Source organism: Arthrobacter sp. Y3223151, assembly GCF_059091125.1.
In genome coordinates this window covers 185,661-202,495 of sequence record NZ_JBNHGI010000005.1, presented here as the reverse complement: position 1 = coordinate 202,495, position 16,835 = coordinate 185,661, and the positions used below count along the sequence as shown (strand labels likewise).

General features: G+C 67.8%; 17 protein-coding genes. 16 read left to right on the top strand and 1 reads right to left on the bottom strand.

The window, feature by feature from the left end:
* The first annotated feature begins 167 nt into the window (after positions 1-167).
* Together AC5RUP_RS09920 and AC5RUP_RS09915 are read left to right on the top strand one after the other, a co-directional pair.
* A complete protein-coding gene (locus AC5RUP_RS09920; RefSeq protein WP_494131439.1) occupies positions 168-611 on the top strand; it encodes a hypothetical protein in 444 nt (147 codons plus the stop codon).
* Entirely contained in the window at positions 575-1,570 is a 996-nt protein-coding gene (locus AC5RUP_RS09915) for a DNA topoisomerase IB (RefSeq protein WP_494153703.1), read from the top strand. Before AC5RUP_RS09920 ends, AC5RUP_RS09915 begins: the two co-directional genes overlap by 37 nt.
* A 123-nt stretch (positions 1,571-1,693) precedes the next feature.
* On the opposite strand, the gene AC5RUP_RS09910 is transcribed toward AC5RUP_RS09915, so the two are convergent.
* Positions 1,694-2,338 (bottom strand): MBL fold metallo-hydrolase, encoded by a 645-nt coding sequence (locus tag AC5RUP_RS09910; RefSeq protein WP_494153696.1) that lies wholly within the window; start codon positions 2,336-2,338, stop codon positions 1,694-1,696.
* A 109-nt stretch (positions 2,339-2,447) separates the two neighbouring features.
* On the opposite strand from AC5RUP_RS09910, the gene AC5RUP_RS09905 reads away from it, so the two are divergent.
* From AC5RUP_RS09905 to AC5RUP_RS09840, 14 genes are all read left to right on the top strand, one after another.
* Positions 2,448-2,831 (top strand): GntR family transcriptional regulator, encoded by a 384-nt coding sequence (locus AC5RUP_RS09905; RefSeq protein WP_493978542.1) that lies wholly within the window; start codon positions 2,448-2,450, stop codon positions 2,829-2,831.
* Between the two features lie 213 nt (positions 2,832-3,044).
* Complete coding sequence (gene uvrA, locus AC5RUP_RS09900) at positions 3,045-5,891, top strand: excinuclease ABC subunit UvrA (RefSeq protein ID WP_494067926.1); 2,847 nt, start codon at positions 3,045-3,047, stop codon at positions 5,889-5,891.
* Between the two features lie 77 nt (positions 5,892-5,968).
* The gene (locus tag AC5RUP_RS09895; RefSeq protein ID WP_494158504.1) at positions 5,969-6,691 is read left to right on the top strand and encodes an HAD hydrolase-like protein; all 723 of its coding nucleotides are present in this window, start codon (positions 5,969-5,971) and stop codon (positions 6,689-6,691) included.
* Positions 6,688-7,353 carry a lysophospholipid acyltransferase family protein gene (locus AC5RUP_RS09890; RefSeq protein ID WP_494154608.1) on the top strand — a complete coding sequence of 222 codons (666 nt, stop codon included), beginning with the start codon at positions 6,688-6,690 and terminating at the stop codon, positions 7,351-7,353. Before AC5RUP_RS09895 ends, AC5RUP_RS09890 begins: the two co-directional genes overlap by 4 nt.
* A 48-nt stretch (positions 7,354-7,401) precedes the next feature.
* Positions 7,402-9,411, top strand: coding sequence for an excinuclease ABC subunit UvrC (uvrC, locus tag AC5RUP_RS09885; protein ID WP_494154609.1), 2,010 nt, complete (start codon positions 7,402-7,404; stop codon positions 9,409-9,411).
* A 36-nt stretch (positions 9,412-9,447) separates the two neighbouring features.
* Positions 9,448-10,362, top strand: a complete 915-nt coding sequence (gene rapZ / locus AC5RUP_RS09880; RefSeq protein ID WP_493978538.1) for an RNase adapter RapZ — start codon at positions 9,448-9,450, stop codon at positions 10,360-10,362.
* Positions 10,362-11,402, top strand: a complete 1,041-nt coding sequence (locus AC5RUP_RS09875; protein WP_494149230.1) for a gluconeogenesis factor YvcK family protein — start codon at positions 10,362-10,364, stop codon at positions 11,400-11,402. The genes rapZ and AC5RUP_RS09875 overlap by 1 nt, the downstream gene beginning before the upstream one ends.
* Positions 11,403-11,417: 15 nt before the next feature.
* On the top strand, positions 11,418-12,398 hold the full coding sequence (gene whiA / locus AC5RUP_RS09870; RefSeq protein ID WP_494149229.1) for a DNA-binding protein WhiA: 981 nt from the start codon (positions 11,418-11,420) through the stop codon (positions 12,396-12,398).
* Between the two features lie 50 nt (positions 12,399-12,448).
* Positions 12,449-12,643: a hypothetical protein gene (locus AC5RUP_RS09865; RefSeq protein WP_494154874.1), complete on the top strand. Its 195-nt coding sequence runs from the start codon at positions 12,449-12,451 to the stop codon at positions 12,641-12,643.
* Positions 12,644-12,723: 80 nt separating this feature from the next.
* Positions 12,724-13,734, top strand: coding sequence for a type I glyceraldehyde-3-phosphate dehydrogenase (gap, locus tag AC5RUP_RS09860; protein ID WP_494154875.1), 1,011 nt, complete (start codon positions 12,724-12,726; stop codon positions 13,732-13,734).
* A 35-nt stretch (positions 13,735-13,769) separates the two neighbouring features.
* Entirely contained in the window at positions 13,770-15,008 is a 1,239-nt protein-coding gene (locus AC5RUP_RS09855; protein ID WP_494154876.1) for a phosphoglycerate kinase, read from the top strand.
* Positions 15,009-15,165: 157 nt separating this feature from the next.
* Entirely contained in the window at positions 15,166-15,981 is an 816-nt protein-coding gene (tpiA, locus tag AC5RUP_RS09850) for a triose-phosphate isomerase (protein ID WP_494155126.1), read from the top strand.
* A gap of 46 nt (positions 15,982-16,027) precedes the next feature.
* The gene (gene secG, locus AC5RUP_RS09845; protein WP_493938941.1) at positions 16,028-16,279 is read left to right on the top strand and encodes a preprotein translocase subunit SecG; all 252 of its coding nucleotides are present in this window, start codon (positions 16,028-16,030) and stop codon (positions 16,277-16,279) included.
* Between the two features lie 152 nt (positions 16,280-16,431).
* On the top strand, positions 16,432-16,818 hold the full coding sequence (locus AC5RUP_RS09840; RefSeq protein WP_494131449.1) for an RNA polymerase-binding protein RbpA: 387 nt from the start codon (positions 16,432-16,434) through the stop codon (positions 16,816-16,818).
* The last annotated feature ends 17 nt before the right edge of the window (positions 16,819-16,835 follow it).

Here is a 16,835-nt window from a genome sequence, read left to right as displayed (position 1 = left end):
GGGGCGACTCCCTTGCCGGCTGATCCAAGCGGGCCGTGCCGCGGGCGGCCGTACACCCTTCCGGGGACGCCGCCGCGGCGCTTATGCTGCTCTTCCAACCTCAGTATGATGGGTTACAAACAGTATGCTTATCAATAGTGGGATGCAGATTGGAAGGGCAGACGATCATGATTGCCAATGACAGTTCAAGTGCCCATGCCGGCCAGGACAAGGACCGGGAACCGGGAAGCGCGTTGCCCGACCCCTCGTGCACCGCCTGCAGCACCGACGAGTACCTGGTCTTCGATGCCGTAACGCTGCTGCCGCCGCAGGCCGGGGCGCCCGCACTGCCGCGATGGGACGTCAGCTACTGGTGCAGCCGCTGCGACGGCTATTACGGGCACGAAACCTTCAAGGTACCGGCCACGGAATCCGAGAGCGTGGGAATCGATTTCGGCGCCGATGGCTACATGCACTGCGGGGAGCCGATGCAGCCGGTGGAACGCATCGACCACTCCATCGTTGATCCCGTGGATGCCGGCTCCCCGGAAACCGGGCCGCTCCCGACCGTGCGGGTCAACGTTGAAATCCTTCGCTGCAGCTGCGGATTCAAGATGGAGGTGCCCATCTGAGGCTAAGGCGCAGCAACGTCCGTGCACCCGGCATCACCCGCCGGCGCCACGGGGCGGGGTTCTCCTACCGCAACCCGGACGGTTCGAGGCCTGCCGGGGACGAGCTCCGAAGGATCAAGGCGTTGGCGGTTCCGCCCGCGTGGTCGGATGTGTGGATTTGCCCGGCACCCAATGGGCATATCCAGGCCGCGGGAACCGACGACGCCGGGCGGCGGCAATACATCTACCATGCCCGTTGGCGGGAACTGAGGGATCGGGAAAAGTTCGACCGCTCCCTGGCGTTCGGAGCCACCCTGACCACCGCGCGCCGTAAGGTGACGAGGCTGCTGAGGTCCGGCGAACGTACCCGCCAGGTGGCCTGTGCCGTTGCCTTCCGCCTGCTGGACAGCGCGTCGTTGCGGATCGGCTCGGAAGTCTACGCCGAAGACAACGGTTCCTACGGGGTGACGACGTTGTTGGTTCGCCACGTGCAGGTGCGGGAAGAGACCGTCCGGCTGCATTTTCCCGGAAAGAGCGGGCTGCAGTGGGACGTGGAACTGAAGGATCCGGACATTGCCGTCCAGTTGGCGGCGGTGCGGACCCTGAAGGCCGACGATCCGGCCATCGGTTACCGCAACGGCACCGGAGACTGGTCGGGGCTTTCCGCGTCGGAGTTGAACGAGTTTATTCACGAACTCTGCGGGCCCGAGTTCAGTGCCAAGGATTTCCGGACGTGGCAGGGAACGGTAACGGCCGCCGTGGCACTGGCCGGCTACAACGGCAAGCCGAATCTCACCGGCCGGCGCAAGGCCGTGGTCGCAGCCATGCACGCCGTCTCGGAGCGGTTGGGCAATACGCCCGCCGTGGCCCGCAAGTCGTACGTGGATCCGCGGCTCGTGGACCGCTTCATGGCGGGACAGATCCCGGACGCCGCAACCTACTCCGCGGCGGAACGCAGCCTGCCGTCCTTCCTGGCCTGACAGGGGCAGCCTGCCATCCTTCGTCGGGTGACAAGGGAGCTAAAGCAGCCCGCGGCGCTAGAATTAGAGAGCCCCGGCAGGCGGGATTCCCCCCAACGTCCACGTCTGTCGGGGTTGATGCGTTTACCAGCCGCGGGATTTCCACTCGTCCAGATGGGGCCGCTCTGCCCCGAGGGTGGTCCCGGCGCCATGGCCCGGATGGACCACCGTGTCGTCGGGCAGGTAGTTGAACACCCGTTCGGTTACATCGTTGAAGAGGGTGGCAAACCGCTCCGGGTCCTGCTGCGTGTTGCCCAGCCCGCCCGGAAACAAGGAATCTCCGGTGAACAGGTGCGGGGGACCCTCCGGTGCGCGGTAGAGCAGCGCCACGGATCCCGGCGTGTGCCCGCGCAGCTTGATGGCTTCCAACGAGAATCCGTCGAACCGGCCGACGTCCTGATGCTCGAGGGCAACATCGGTCCGCACCTCGATCTGCGGAATATCCTCCACGCCGGCCGCCGTTTTGGCGCCGGTAGCGGCCACCGCCTCCGGCAGGGCCCGGACATGGTCCCAGTGGCTGTGCGTGGTCACGATCAGGGCAACCTCGGCCGGCCGCCCGGCATCCGCGGCGCCCTCGCGCAGCAGTTGCCGGATGGCCGGAAAGTCATCGGCGGCATCAATCAACACCTGGGTGCCGGAAGCCTTGTCCGTCAGCAGATAGACGTTGTTGTCCATCTCGGAAACGGAAATACCGCGGATTGTGACTGCAGGATCTTCGTGAAGCAACATGCTTCCCAGCCTACCGACAGTCGACCCGGACGGCTCAGGATGTCATTCTGGTTGTAGCAGCGGACAGGCAGCGCGGTGCTGCGGACACGACGAGGAGCGGGCGCAGGCGATGGAAGCGAGTGAGTTTGACTGGCGGATGAACCGCGACAGCGCCGTGCCGCTCTTCGAGCAGCTGAGGCTGCGGATCATTGAAGCGGCCGACGCCGGCGAACTCCCGGTGGGTACGAAGCTGCCGCCCGTCAGGCGGTTGGCCGATCATCTGGGTGTGGTCCCGAATACCGTGGCACGCGCCTACCGGGAGCTTGAAACTGCCGGGCGGGTGGAAACCCACGGCCGGGCCGGTACCGTGGTCAGCGCCGGAGCCGGCAAGGCCCGCCAACAACTGGGCGATGCCGCCGAAGCGTTCGCCCGTGCCGTTCACGGTCAAGGGATCGGCGGCAAGGAAGCACTCGCCGCCGCCAAGGCCGCGTTGGAGCGCCACGGCATCAAGTAGGCCGCATCCAGTAGGTGAAGCGGCGGGCTGGCGGCAGCCAGCGGAGGCCGCATTTGCGGACGTCTGCTGTCCGCAGGGGTTGTCCGCCGTGACCGATGTAATACAAGTTCGAACGAATTTTCGATTAGAGTAGATACCGTGCTAAAAGCAAGCGAAACGTCCGTCCCGGCGACCGATTCCGAGTCTGCCACCCCCGTTTCCCGCTCCGCGGACATGTCCAGACTGGTCGTCAAGGGCGCCCGCGAGCATAATCTGCAGAACGTCAGCGTGGACCTGCCCCGCGACGCCATGATCGTCTTCACGGGACTGTCCGGCTCGGGCAAGTCGTCGTTGGCCTTCGATACGATCTTCGCCGAGGGCCAGCGCCGGTACGTGGAATCGCTCTCTTCCTATGCGCGGATGTTCTTGGGGCAGGTGGACAAGCCTGATGTGGACTTCATCGAGGGCCTGTCGCCGGCGGTGTCGATCGATCAGAAGTCGACCAGCCGCAACCCGCGCTCCACCGTGGGAACAATCACCGAGATCTACGATTACCTGCGCCTGCTGTGGGCCCGCGTCGGCCGCCCCTTTTGCCCGCAGTGCGGTGAACCGGTGGAGAAGCAGACCCCGCAGCAGATCGTGGACCAGTTGCAAGAGCTTCCCGAAGGGACCCGGTTCCAGATCCTGGCCCCGGTAGTGCGCGGGCGCAAGGGCGAGTTCGTCGACCTGTTCAAGGAACTGAGCACCAAGGGCTTTTCCCGCGCCAAGGTGGACGGCAAGCTGGTGCAGCTAAGCGAACCGCCGAAGCTGGGGAAGCAGTACAAGCACACCATTGAGGTAGTGGTGGACCGGTTGGTGGCCAAAGAAGGCATCCACCAGCGCCTGACCGACTCGGTGGAAACCGCCCTGGCCCTCGCGGAGGGCCGGGTGCTGGCCGATTTCGTCGACCTTGCCGAGGACGAGCCGGGCCGCACGCGTGCCTTCTCCGAGCACCTGGCCTGCCCGAACGAACACCCTCTCGCCATCGACGAGATCGAGCCGCGCTCGTTCTCGTTCAACAACCCGTTCGGCGCCTGTCCGGCCTGTACCGGTATCGGCAGCAAGCTTGAAGTCGACGTGGACTTGGTGGTCCCGGATCCCGACCGGAGCCTGTCCGAGGGCGCCATTGCTCCGTGGTCCTTGGGCAAAGCTACCCAGGAGTACTGGACGCGGTTGCTCGAAGGGCTCTCGCATGAGCTGGGGTTCTCCATGGACGAGCCGTGGAAGAACCTGCCGAAGAAGGTCCGGGAGGCCGTACTGCACGGCAAGGACTTCAAGGTCGTGGTGCAGTACCGCAACCGCTTCGGCCGGGAACGGAAATACAGCACCGGGTTCGAAGGCGCGTTCCAGTACATCCACCGAAAGCATGAGGAAACCGAGTCCGAGTGGGCGAGGGACCGTTACAAGGAGTACATGCGCGAGGTCCCGTGCCCGGAATGCAACGGCGCGCGGCTGAACCCCGCGTCCCTGTCCGTGCTGATCAACGGGAAGTCCATCGCGGATGTGTCTGCCCTGCCGCTGCGCGAGGCGAGTTCGTTCCTCGCCGGCCTGGAGCTCTCGGCCCGCGAAACCCAGATCGCCCACCAGGTACTCATCGAGATCCAGGCGCGGCTGCGGTTCCTCTTGGACGTGGGCTTGGAATACCTGAACCTGGAGCGTGCCGCCGGCACGTTGTCCGGCGGGGAGGCCCAGCGCATCCGGCTGGCAACGCAGATCGGCTCCGGCCTGGTCGGCGTGCTCTACGTGCTGGACGAGCCCTCCATCGGCCTGCACCAGCGGGACAACCGCCGGTTGATCGAGACCCTCACACGGCTGCGCGACCTCGGCAACACCCTGATTGTGGTGGAGCACGACGAGGACACCATCGCCGAGGCCGACTGGATAGTGGACATCGGACCGGGCGCCGGGGAGCACGGCGGCGAAGTGGTTCACTCCGGCTCGCTGCAGGAGCTGTTGGACAACACGCGTTCCATCACCGGTGATTACCTGTCCGGCCGGCGCCGGATCGAACTGCCGGCCAAGCGCCGGAAGATGGACAAGAAGCGCCAGATCAAGGTGGTGGGCGCCCGGGAAAACAATCTCCGCGGCATCGATGCCTCGTTCCCGCTGGGAATCTTCACCGCGGTCACCGGCGTCAGCGGCTCCGGGAAGTCGACCCTGGTCAACGACATCCTCTACAAGGTGCTGGCGAACAAGCTCAACGGAGCCAAGCATGTTGCCGGCCGGCACACCAGGGTGGAAGGCGTGGACCAGCTGGACAAGGTCATCCACGTGGACCAGAGCCCGATCGGCCGCACGCCCCGGTCCAACCCGGCCACCTACACGGGAGTCTTCGACAACATCCGGAAGCTGTTCGCCGAGACCAACGAGGCGAAGCTCCGGGGCTACCTGCCCGGCCGGTTCTCGTTCAACGTCAAGGGCGGGCGCTGCGAGGCCTGCTCCGGCGACGGCACGCTGAAGATTGAGATGAACTTCCTGCCGGACGTCTACGTCCCGTGCGAGGTCTGCCACGGCGCACGGTACAACCGCGAGACGCTGGAAGTCCACTACAAGGGCAAAACAATTGCCGAAGTCCTGGACATGCCGATCGAGGAAGCAGCGGAATTCTTTGCCGCGTTCACCCCGATCGCGCGCCACTTGCGGACCCTGGTGGACGTCGGGCTGGGGTACGTCCGGCTCGGACAGCCCGCCACCACGTTGTCGGGCGGGGAAGCCCAGCGCGTCAAGCTCGCCAGCGAACTGCAGCGCCGTTCGAACGGGCGGAGCATCTACGTGCTGGACGAGCCGACCACCGGCCTGCACTTTGAGGACATCCGCAAGCTGCTGCAGGTGCTGCAGGGGCTGGTGGACAAGGGCAACACGGTAATCACCATCGAACACAACCTCGACGTGATCAAGAACGCCGACTGGGTTGTGGACATGGGGCCCGAGGGCGGTTCCGGCGGCGGCCAGATCATCGCCAGCGGCACTCCCGAGCAGGTGGCGGCAGTCGAGGGAAGCCACACCGGCCGCTTCCTGGCGGAGGCGCTCGGCCACCAGTGAGCCTGCCGGACGGAATAAGGTATTCCCCAGCAGGAATGGATTCCGGCGGATCCGCGGATCTGTGGGAAAATGCCCGGGTGACTCAATTGCCTGCGCTGGTACTTTTCGACCTCGACGGAACCCTGGTTGACCCCGCAGGTGCCATCACCACCGGAATAGCCGGCGCCCTCGCGGCGGCCGGCCTGCCGGTCCCGCCGCAGGAAGAACTCGGATCCCTGGTCGGGCCGCCGCTGGGTGAATCCCTGCGCGGGGCCGGAGTGCCGGAGCACCGGCTCGGCGAGGTGATCGCGTTGTACAGGGCGGGCTACCGCCGGTCCGGGATGGCGGCAAGCCGCGTGTACCCGGGCATCACCGGCCTGCTGGAGCGGCTCCTCTCCACCGGCGCGGTCCTCGCCGTCGCCACGCAGAAGCCGACAGCGCTGGCGCGGGAGCTGCTGCGGCTGCAGGGCCTGGAGCAGTACTTCGCGGGGATTTACGGAGCCGAGGGCGACGATCCCGCCCCGGCGGCGGAACCCGGGCTGGGCAAGGTGTCGATCCTGCAGGCCGCGCTGGATGCTTTCAGCGACTCCTGCGGCCCGGTGGTCATGGTGGGCGACCGGCTCTACGACGCCGCCGCAGCTCTCCGGCTCGGCATCCCCGCCGTCGGGGTCGGCTGGGGCTTCGCCGCCCCCGGGGAACTGGAAGCCGCCGGCGCGGCCGTCGTCGTGGATACCGCCGAAGAACTTGAGGCCGCTATTGGGCGGCTGACCGCCGCCGAGCCCGAGGGCGCCCTGGCCGGCCGCCGGGGACCGGCCGCATGAGGACGTTCGAAGCGACGCGCGCCTCGTTCCGGGCCGGGCTGCGGCTCAGCTGCCGGCCGACGATTGAAGGCATCGCGAACTTTCCCGCGACCGGCCCGGTGATTGTGGCACCGAACCACCTGTCCTTCCTCGACAGCGTCATCATCCAGGCGATGATGCCGCGCAAGGTGGCCTTCTTCGCCAAAGCCGAATACTTCACCACCCGCGGTCCCAAGGGCGCTGCGATGCGGTGGTTTTTCCACAGCGTCGGCTCGATACCGGTGGAGCGGGGCGAACAGGCCGCCAGCGTGGCCGCGCTGCGGAGCGCCCTGGACGTACTGGAACGCAACGAGGCTTTCGGGATCTATCCTGAAGGAACACGGTCCCGTGACGGCAAGCTCTACCGGGGCCGCACCGGCGTGGGGTGGCTGGCCCTCACGACCGGGGCGCCGGTGCTGCCGGTAGGGCTGATCGGCACCGAACAGCTGCAGCCCGCCGGGAGGATGATGATCCGGCCGAGCCACTTCACGGTCCGGATCGGCAAGCCGCTGTACTTCAAGCGGACGGGGCCGGAGCACTCGCTGCCGGCGCGCCGGTCGGCCACCGACCAGATCATGGACGCGATCGCCGACCTGACCGGCCAGGATCGCTCGAACAGCTACAACAAGACGCCGTCGGCTTAACCGGCCGGACGGCACCCAGGGCCCAGGCGAGGAAGGGAGTGACCGGCCATGGCTAATCCTGCTTCCTACCGTCCGCGGACGGGGGAGATCCCGACCAATCCCGGCGTCTACCGTTTCCGGGACGAGCACCGGCGCGTGATCTACGTCGGCAAGGCGAAGAACCTGCGGTCCCGGCTCAACAGCTACTTCGCCAGCCCCAAGAACCTGCCGCCCAAGACGCATGCGATGGTGCATACGGCGGCTTCGGTGGAGTGGACCATCGTGGGCAGCGAACTGGAGGCCATCCAGCTCGAGTACACGTGGATCAAAGAGTTCACACCGCGCTTCAACATCATGTTCCGGGACGACAAGTCCTATCCCTACCTGGCCGTGACCATGGCGGAGAAGTTCCCGCGCGTGCAGGTGATGCGCGGCGAGCGGCGCAAGGGCGTCAAGTACTTCGGTCCGTACTATCCGGCGAAAGCGATCCGCGAGACCGTGGACACCCTGCTGCGGGTTTTCCCGGTCCGCACCTGCAGCACCGGCGTCTTCAACCGCGCCCAGCGCACCGGCCGGCCGTGCCTGCTGGGCTACATCGACAAGTGCTCGGCGCCCTGTGTGGGGCGGATCTCGCCCGAGGACCACAAGGCCCTGGCCGCCGAGTTTTGCGCGTTCATGGGCGGGGAAGCCGACCGGTTTATCCGCGCCCTCGAAAAGAAGATGGCCGCGGCGGTGGCCGAACTCGACTACGAGACGGCGGCGCGTCACCGGGACGACATCGCCGCGCTGCGCCGCGTCTTCGAACGCAACGCCGTGGTGCTCAGCGAAGACACCGACGCCGACGTGTTCGCCCTGGCCCAGGACGAACTGGAGGCGGCCGTCCAGGTGTTCCACGTCCGCGGCGGCAGGATCCGCGGCCAGCGCGGCTGGGTGGTGGAAAAGGTCGAGGACCAGAGCGACGCCGACCTTGCCGAACACCTGTTGCAGCAGGTTTACGGGGACGCCGACGGGCCGGACCGGATCCCGCGCCAGGTCATGCTGCCGCAGGAACCTGAGAACGCCGCCGAACTGCAGGCCTGGCTCAGCGGACTCCGCGGCAGCAGGGTGCAGATCCACGTGCCCAAACGCGGTGACAAGGCCGCCTTGCTGGCCACCGTGAGGGAGAACGCCGAGCAGGCCCTGGCCCTGCACAAGAGCCGGCGCGCCGGCGACATCACCACCCGCTCGGCCGGCCTCCAGCAGCTGCAGGAGGCCCTGGATCTGCCCGTGGCGCTGCTGCGGATCGAGTGCTACGACATCTCCCACGTGCAGGGCACCAACGTGGTGGCCTCCATGGTGGTGGTGGAAGACGGGCTGCCCAAGAAGTCCGACTACCGCCGCTTCGCGATCACCGGCGAGGCCGCCCGGGACGATACCTCGGCGATGTATGACGTGATCAGCCGGCGCTTCCGGAACTACCTGGCGGAACAGGGCCACCAGGGCATCCCGGCGGCAGCCGATGCAGGCGAAACCACCGCCGGGGACGGCGCGGACACCGCCGTCGTGCTGGAAGAGACCCTGACGCCGGCACCCAAAACCAAGTTCGCCTACCCGCCCAACCTGGTGGTGGTGGACGGCGGGCCGCCCCAGGTGGCCGCCGCTTCCCGCGCGCTGTCGGACCTGGGCATTACCGACGTGTTCGTGGTCGGCCTGGCCAAGCGGCTGGAGGAAGTCTGGCTGCCCGACGACGATTTCCCCGTGATCCTGCCGCGCTCGTCCGAGGGCCTGTTCCTGCTGCAGCGGATCCGCGACGAGGCCCACCGCTTCGCGATTGCCTACCACCGGCAGAAGCGCGGCAAGGCGATGACGGTCTCGGTGCTGGACGGCATCCAGGGCCTCGGGCCGGCGAAACGCAAGGCACTGCTGAAACATTTCGGCTCGGCGAAGAAACTCAAGGCGGCCAGCGCCGAAGAGCTGCAGCAGGTGCCGGGCATCGGCCCGGCACTGGCGGCTTCCTTGAAGCGCCAGCTGGCTGCCGGTGCCGCGGAGGAGCCCGCGCCGGCCGTAAATATGGCGACCGGCGAAATCATCGAATCTTAGTTAGGCTAGAGCTGGAATCGAGGAGTGGGGGTCGGGATGGATGGAATGACGATGACGGTGGACGAGGACTTGACGCCGGAAAAGCCGGTGGAATCCGAGCTCCTGGTGGTCACCGGCATGTCCGGGGCCGGCCGGACCACGGCGGCGCATGCCCTCGAAGACCACGGCTGGTACGTGGTGGACAACCTGCCGCCGCAGATGCTGGGCACGCTGGCCGAACTGGTTTCGCGGATGCCGCAGTCGCTGCCCAAGCTTGCCGTGGTCGTGGACGTGCGCAGCCAGAGCCTCTTCCGCGACATCCGTGAGGCGCTGCATGCCCTGGCGGCCAGCGGCATCCACTACCGAGTGCTGTTCCTCGACGCCTCCGGCGACGTCCTGGTCCGCCGCTTCGAACAGGGCCGCCGGCCGCACCCGCTGCAGGGTGACGGCCGCATATCCGACGGCATCACCGCCGAACGGGAACTGTTGAGCAGCCTCAAGGACTCGGCCGACCTGGTGGTGGATACCACCGAGATGAACGTCCACGCCCTGGCCACCGCCATCACGGAACTCTTCACCGAATCCGGTCCGATCGTGCTGCGCATCAACGTGGTCAGCTTCGGCTTCAAGTACGGGCTGCCGGTGGACGCCAACTTCGTCGCCGACGCCCGCTTCATTCCCAACCCGCACTGGGTCCCCGCGCTGCGCCCGCACACCGGGCTGGACGAGAAGGTCCGCGACTACGTGCTGGTGGACTCCGGTGCCGACGAGTTCGTCAACCGCTATGTGGACGCGCTGGAGCCGGTGCTGGAGGGCTACCGCCGCGAGAACAAGCACTACGGCACCATCGCCATCGGGTGTACCGGCGGCAAGCACCGCTCCGTGGCGGTCGCCGAGGAAATCGGGAAGCGGCTGGCCCAGCTGCCGAGCGTCAAAGTCACCGTCCAGCACCGGGACCTGGGGCGCGAATAGTGGCGATCCTGACCGGACCGATGCCGCTGGTACCCGCCCCGGGCACCTCCCGCAGCCGGACCGGGAAGAGCGGCGCGCCTCCCTCCGTGGTGGCTTTGGGCGGCGGGCACGGGCTCTCTGCCTCGCTGGGCGCGCTGCGGCTGCTCACCACGGAACTCACCGCCATCGTCACGGTGGCCGACGACGGCGGATCCTCCGGCCGCCTGCGCAAGGAGTTCGGCGTGCTCCCGCCGGGGGACCTGCGGATGGCCCTCGCAGCGCTGTGCGATGACACCGACTGGGGGCGGACCTGGCGCGACGTGATGCAGCATCGCTTCAAGTCGTCCCCGGGCTCCGAGCCGTCGCTGGACAACCACGCCCTCGGCAACCTGCTGATTGTGACCCTGTGGGAGTTGCTCGGCGACCCCGTTGCCGGCCTGAAGTGGGCCGGCGCCCTGCTGGGGGCCCGCGGTGAGGTGCTGCCGATGGCCACCGTGCCGCTGACCATCGAGGGCGACGTGCTGGTGGAGGGCGAGGACGGGCGGCTGCGCACCGCGCTGATCTCCGGCCAGTCCCGGCTGGCGGCGGCCGGTCGGAACAGCCACGTCCACGACGTGCGCCTGCTGCCCGACGACGCCCCGGCCTGCGTCGAGGCGCTGAACGCCGTCGAATATGCCGACTGGGTGATCCTTGGGCCCGGCTCCTGGTACACCTCGGTGTTGCCGCACCTGATGCTGAGGGAGATGCGCGAGGCGCTCTGCGACACCCCGGCGCGCCGCTGCCTGACCATGAACCTGTCCGTGGACACCAAGGAAACGTCCGGGATGACGGCCTCCGACCACCTGGCCGCGGTGAGGCGCTGCGCCCCCGGGATGCGTTTCGACGTGGTCTTGGCCGATCCGGCCGTGATTGACGACAAGGGGCGTTTCGAGGATGCCGCGGCCGCGCTGGGTGCACGCGTGGTCTTCGGTAGAGTAGGAAGTTCAGGCGGACGCCCCGTACACGATCCGTTGAGACTGGCGAGTGCCTACCACGACATTTTCGAAGGCCACAAGGATTAAGTAAGGACAAGGTGCATGGCGCTGACCGCAGCAGTCAAGGATGAGCTCGCTCGCCTTGACATCAAGAAGTCCCAGGTCCGGAAGGCTGAGGTCTCGTCGACGCTCCGTTTCGCCGGCGGACTCCACATCATTTCCGGCCGCATCGTCATCGAGGCCGAAGTTGATCTGGCTGCGACCGCCCGGCGGCTGCGCACCGCCATCTCGGAAGTGTACGGCCACACCGGCGACATCATCGTGGTCTCCGGCGGTGCGCTGCGCCGCGGGAACCGCTACGTGGTGCGCGTGGTCAGGGACGGGGAGTCCCTCGCCCGGCAGACCGGCCTGCTGGACGGCCGCGGCCGGCCGGTCCGCGGCCTGCCGTCCGTGGTCGTCAACGGTTCGGCCGCCGATGCCGAGGCGGTCTGGCGCGGCGCCTTCCTGGCGCACGGTTCGCTGACCGAACCCGGCCGCTCGTCCGCCCTGGAGGTCACCTGCCCCGGCCCCGAAGCCGCGCTGGCGCTGGTGGGCGCGGCCCGCCGGCTCGGGATCGCGGCCAAGGCCCGGGAGGTCCGCGGCGTGGACCGGGTTGTCATCCGCGACGGCGACAGCATCGCCGCGCTCTTGACCCGGATGGGTGCCCATGATGCGCTGATGGTGTGGGAAGAACGCCGGATGCGCAAGGAAGTGCGGGCCACCGCAAACCGGCTGGCCAATTTCGACGACGCCAACCTGCGGCGCTCGGCCCAGGCCGCCGTCGCGGCGGGCGCCCGCGTGGAGCGTGCCCTCGAGATCCTCGACGACGAGGTGCCGGAGCACCTGCGGTACGCCGGTGAGCTCCGGGTGGCGCACAAGCAGGCCTCCCTGGACGAACTGGGTCGCTTGGCGGACCCGCCGATGACCAAGGACGCCATCGCCGGCCGGATCCGCCGCCTGCTGGCCATGGCGGACAAGCGGGCGCTGGAGCTGCGCATCCCGGGGACCGAAGCCAACGTGACGCCGGAGATGCTGGACGACTAGGCAGGGCCCGGCAGCCTGCCGGGCCCTGCCCGGGGAAGACGGAGGGAAGCATGGGCACGCACGAACTGCACCCCGGCCACGGTTGCGCGGCCTTGGAACCGCGCGTCCCGGCGAGGATCATGGAACTGAACGACTCCATGCACCATGCCACCTGCGGGGCCGGCGCGGACACCGCGCCGGTACCGTCCACCGGGCCGACGTCGCCGCCCGCTTCGTCGCCGCCCGTACCGGCGCTTCCGCGCTGACCACCCGGCCAGCTGGCCAACAACATGGCACGGACCGGGGGAGCCCTTCCGGTCACGGCCCATCCACGAGGTAGAGGCTCATGACTACTCGAGTTGGAATCAATGGATTCGGCCGGATCGGCCGCAGCTACTTCCGCGCCGTCCTGGCGAAAGAGACGGATCTGGAGATCGTGGCGGTCAACGACCTGACCGATGCGCATACCCTGGCCCACCTGCTCAAATACGACAGCGTGATGGGGGTGCTGGCGGAAACGGTCGAGGTGGATGCCGGCAACCTGATCGTCGGCGGCCGGAAGGTCAGCGTGCTGTCCGAGAAGGAACCGGCCGCGCTGCCGTGGAGCGACCTCGGCGTCGACATCGTGATCGAATCCACCGGCAGGTTCAACAAGGGCGGCGGCGCCCGGAAGCACCTCGACGCCGGGGCGAAGAAAGTCCTGATCTCGGCCCCGGCGAAGGACGAGGACATCACCATCGTGATGGGCGTCAATGACAGCGAGTACGACGCCGGTTCCCACCACTTGGTTTCGAACGCCTCCTGCACCACGAACTGCCTCGCGCCCATGGCGAAGGTGCTGCACGAGAAGTTCGGCATCGAGCACGGACTCATGACCACCATCCACGCCTACACCGCCGACCAGAACCTGCAGGACGGGCCGCACCGGGACTTGCGGCGCGCCCGGGCGGCGGCCATCAATCTGGTGCCGACATCGACCGGCGCGGCGAAGGCCATCGGGCAGGTCCTGCCGGAACTGCAGGGCAAGTTGGACGGTTTCGCGGTCCGTGTGCCGGTGCCGACCGGCTCGATGACCGACCTGACCGTCACCGTGTCCCGCGAAACCGATGTGGAAGAGGTCAACGCGGCGTTCAAGGAGGCCGCCGGCGACCCGCACTGGGCCGGGATCATCACGTACACGGAGGACCCCATCGTGTCCTCCGACATCGTCACAGACCCGGCGTCTTCGATCTTCGACTCGGGACTGACTAAGGTAATGGGTAATCAGGTGAAAGTTGTCGGCTGGTACGACAACGAGTGGGGCTACTCCAACCGCCTGGTGGACCTGACCGCTCTGATCGCCTCGAAGCTGTCCTAGGTCCCGCCCGTCCCGTCCTCCGCACGAAGGAAGAAATGACTGCACATTCTCTTGATGCCCTGCTGGCCGCCGGGGTCCGCGGACGCCACGTGTTGGTCCGCTCGGACCTGAATGTCCCGTTGGAGGGCGAACTCCCGGACCTGGCGGTCTCCGACGACGGGCGGATCCGGGCGTCCCTGCCGGTCATCGTCAAGCTCGCGCAGGCCGGGGCGCGGGTGGTCGTGACGGCCCATCTCGGCCGCCCCAAGGGCGCCCCCGAGGAGAAGTTCTCGCTGCGCCCCGCCGTCGCCCGGCTGAAGGAACTGGCACCGGTCACGGTCAAGTTCGCGGGAGACACGGTGGGCCCGGCCGCCCGGGAGGCGGCCGCCGGCCTGCAGGACGGGGAAGTGCTGGTGGTGGAGAACGTGCGGTTCGATCCCCGGGAAACCAGCAAGGACGACGCTGAACGGGAGGCCTTTGCCGCCGAACTCGCCGCCCTGACCGGCGACGACGGAGCCTACGTGGACGACGCCTTCGGTGCCGTCCACCGCAAGCATGCTTCGGTCTTCGACATTGCCCGCCGGCTTCCGGCCTACCAGGGCGACCTCGTGCGGACGGAGCTCCAGGTCCTGAACAAGCTCACCGAGGCGCCGCAGCGGCCGTACGTGGTGGTCCTGGGCGGTTCCAAGGTCTCGGACAAGCTGGCCGTGATCGAGAACCTGCTGGGCAAGGCCGACTACCTGCTGGTCGGCGGCGGCATGGTCTTCACCTTCCTGGCGGCCCAAGGCTACAAGGTCGGCTCCAGCCTGCTGGAGCAGGACCAGCTGGACACCGTGCGCGGCTACCTGGCACGCGCCAAGGAACTGGGGTGCACGTTCATCCTGCCGACCGACATCGTGGTCGCCGAGAAGTTCGCCGCCGATGCGGCCTGGGAAGTGGTTCCGGCAGACAGCATCGAGTCGGCATCGTTCGGCTCCGCCGGCATCGGCCTGGACATCGGCCCGGAGTCGGCCGAGGCCTTCGCCCACCAGATCCACTCGGCGAACACCGTCTTCTGGAACGGGCCGATGGGCGTGTTCGAGTTCGCCGCGTTCGCCAACGGCACCCGCACGGTGGCCAAGGCCCTCACCGGGAGCGACGGCTTCACCGTCGTCGGCGGAGGCGATTCCGCCGCCGCCGTCCGCGCCCTCGGCTTTGACGACGGCGCCTTCGGACACATTTCCACCGGCGGCGGCGCCAGCCTCGAATATCTCGAGGGCAAGACCCTGCCCGGCCTGGCGGCACTGGAGAACTGATCGAGCGGCATCTCCTGCCGCCCCCGGGCGGCAGGAGATGCCGGCATCACCCAGGCCCACGGCGCCGCCGCAAGGCGCCACCGGGCGCCTCCGCACGGCCCCGCCCCACCGCTCAGCACGGCGTCCACCGCGGCGCCCCCGACAGATGGAGACCTCAGTGACCAGCTCGACCAACGGAAAGTTCGACCGCACCCCGCTGATCGCCGGCAACTGGAAGATGAACATGGACCATGTCCAGGGCATCACCCTCTTGCAGAAACTGGAATGGACGCTCAGCGATGCCCGGCACGACTATGCCCGGGTCGAGGTCGCCGTCTTCCCGCCGTTCACCGATCTGCGCGGCGTGCAGACGCTGGTCAACGGCGACGACCTGAAGCTCGTCTACGGCGCCCAGGACCTCTCGCCGCACGATGCCGGCGCCTACACCGGTGACATCTCCGGACAGTTCCTGGCCAAGCTGGGCTGCCGGTATGTGCTGGTCGGGCATTCCGAGCGGCGCGAGATCCACGGCGAAGACGACGCGCTGCTGAACGGGAAGCTCAAGGCGGCCTACCGGCACAAGCTGACCCCGGTGCTGTGCGTCGGCGAAGGCCTCGCGGTGCGCCAGGCCGGGAACCACGTGGAGCATACGCTGGGCCAGCTGCGGGCGGATGTGGCAGGCCTGGACGCCGGGCAGGCCGCCCGGCTGGTCATCGCCTATGAGCCGGTGTGGGCGATCGGCACCGGGGAAGTGGCCGGCCCCGAGGACGCCCAGGAGATGTGCGCCGCCATCCGCGCGGAAATGGCCGTCCTCTTCGACGACAGCGTGGCGGCCGGGGTGCGTTTGCTCTACGGCGGCTCCGTGAAGGCGTCAAACGCGGCCGCGATCCTGAACGAGCGCGACGTGGACGGCGTGTTGGTCGGTGGCGCCAGCCTGGACGCAGGCGAATTTGCTAATATTGTCAGGTTCGAACAACACCTGCTGACAAAGTGATGTCTGCCCGCCACTGGGATATCCCGACAGCTGACGAAAGGCCACTGTGGAAGCTCTGAAGATCACGCTGCAAATCCTGCTCGGCATCACGAGCCTGCTGCTGACCCTGCTCATCCTGCTCCACAAGGGGCGCGGCGGCGGCATGTCCGACATGTTCGGCGGCGGCATGACCACCAGCCTGGGATCGTCCGGCGTGGCGGAGCGCAACCTCAACCGGTTCACGGTCGTCCTGGGGCTCGTCTGGGGCGCGGTCATCGTGGCCCTGGGCCTCATGATGCGTTTCAGCGCGGAATCCTGACCGACGCTTTCGGGGCCCGGCACCGCCTGGGGCTCCGCTCTCTGGGTTCGACGGGCCGACGACTTCGCCCGACCCCTTAACCCTTCGCTGTTCGACCCGTAGACTGGTGCCCGATGCAGGGGGCATCGATTCTTCTCAGCGGGGGAGCAAACATGGTTGATCCGTCGAATTCTTTCCGCGCGGTCCGGGTGGGTTCCGAGTCGGGTGCCGGGCTCGCAGGCTGGCAGGCCGTGACCGGGCGGACGGTAGTTCCGGTGACCAAGGTTCCCGTCACGTATTGGTGTCCGAGGGGACACGAGACCACGCCGGTGTTCGCCAATCTGAGCGAAGCCGACATCCCGCCGTCGTGGGACTGCCCGCACTGCGGCCAGACGGCGGCCAGGGAACCGGGCGGGTACATCACCGAAGCCCGCAGCAGCGACGAGCCCTACAAGAGCCACCTGGAGTACGCGAAGGAACGGCGCAGCCCGGACGAGGCGGAGGCCGTGGTGGAACAGGCGCTCGAGAAGTTGCGGCGACGGCGTCGGGAGGCGCGCTAGCGGTCGAACCGGCCGGG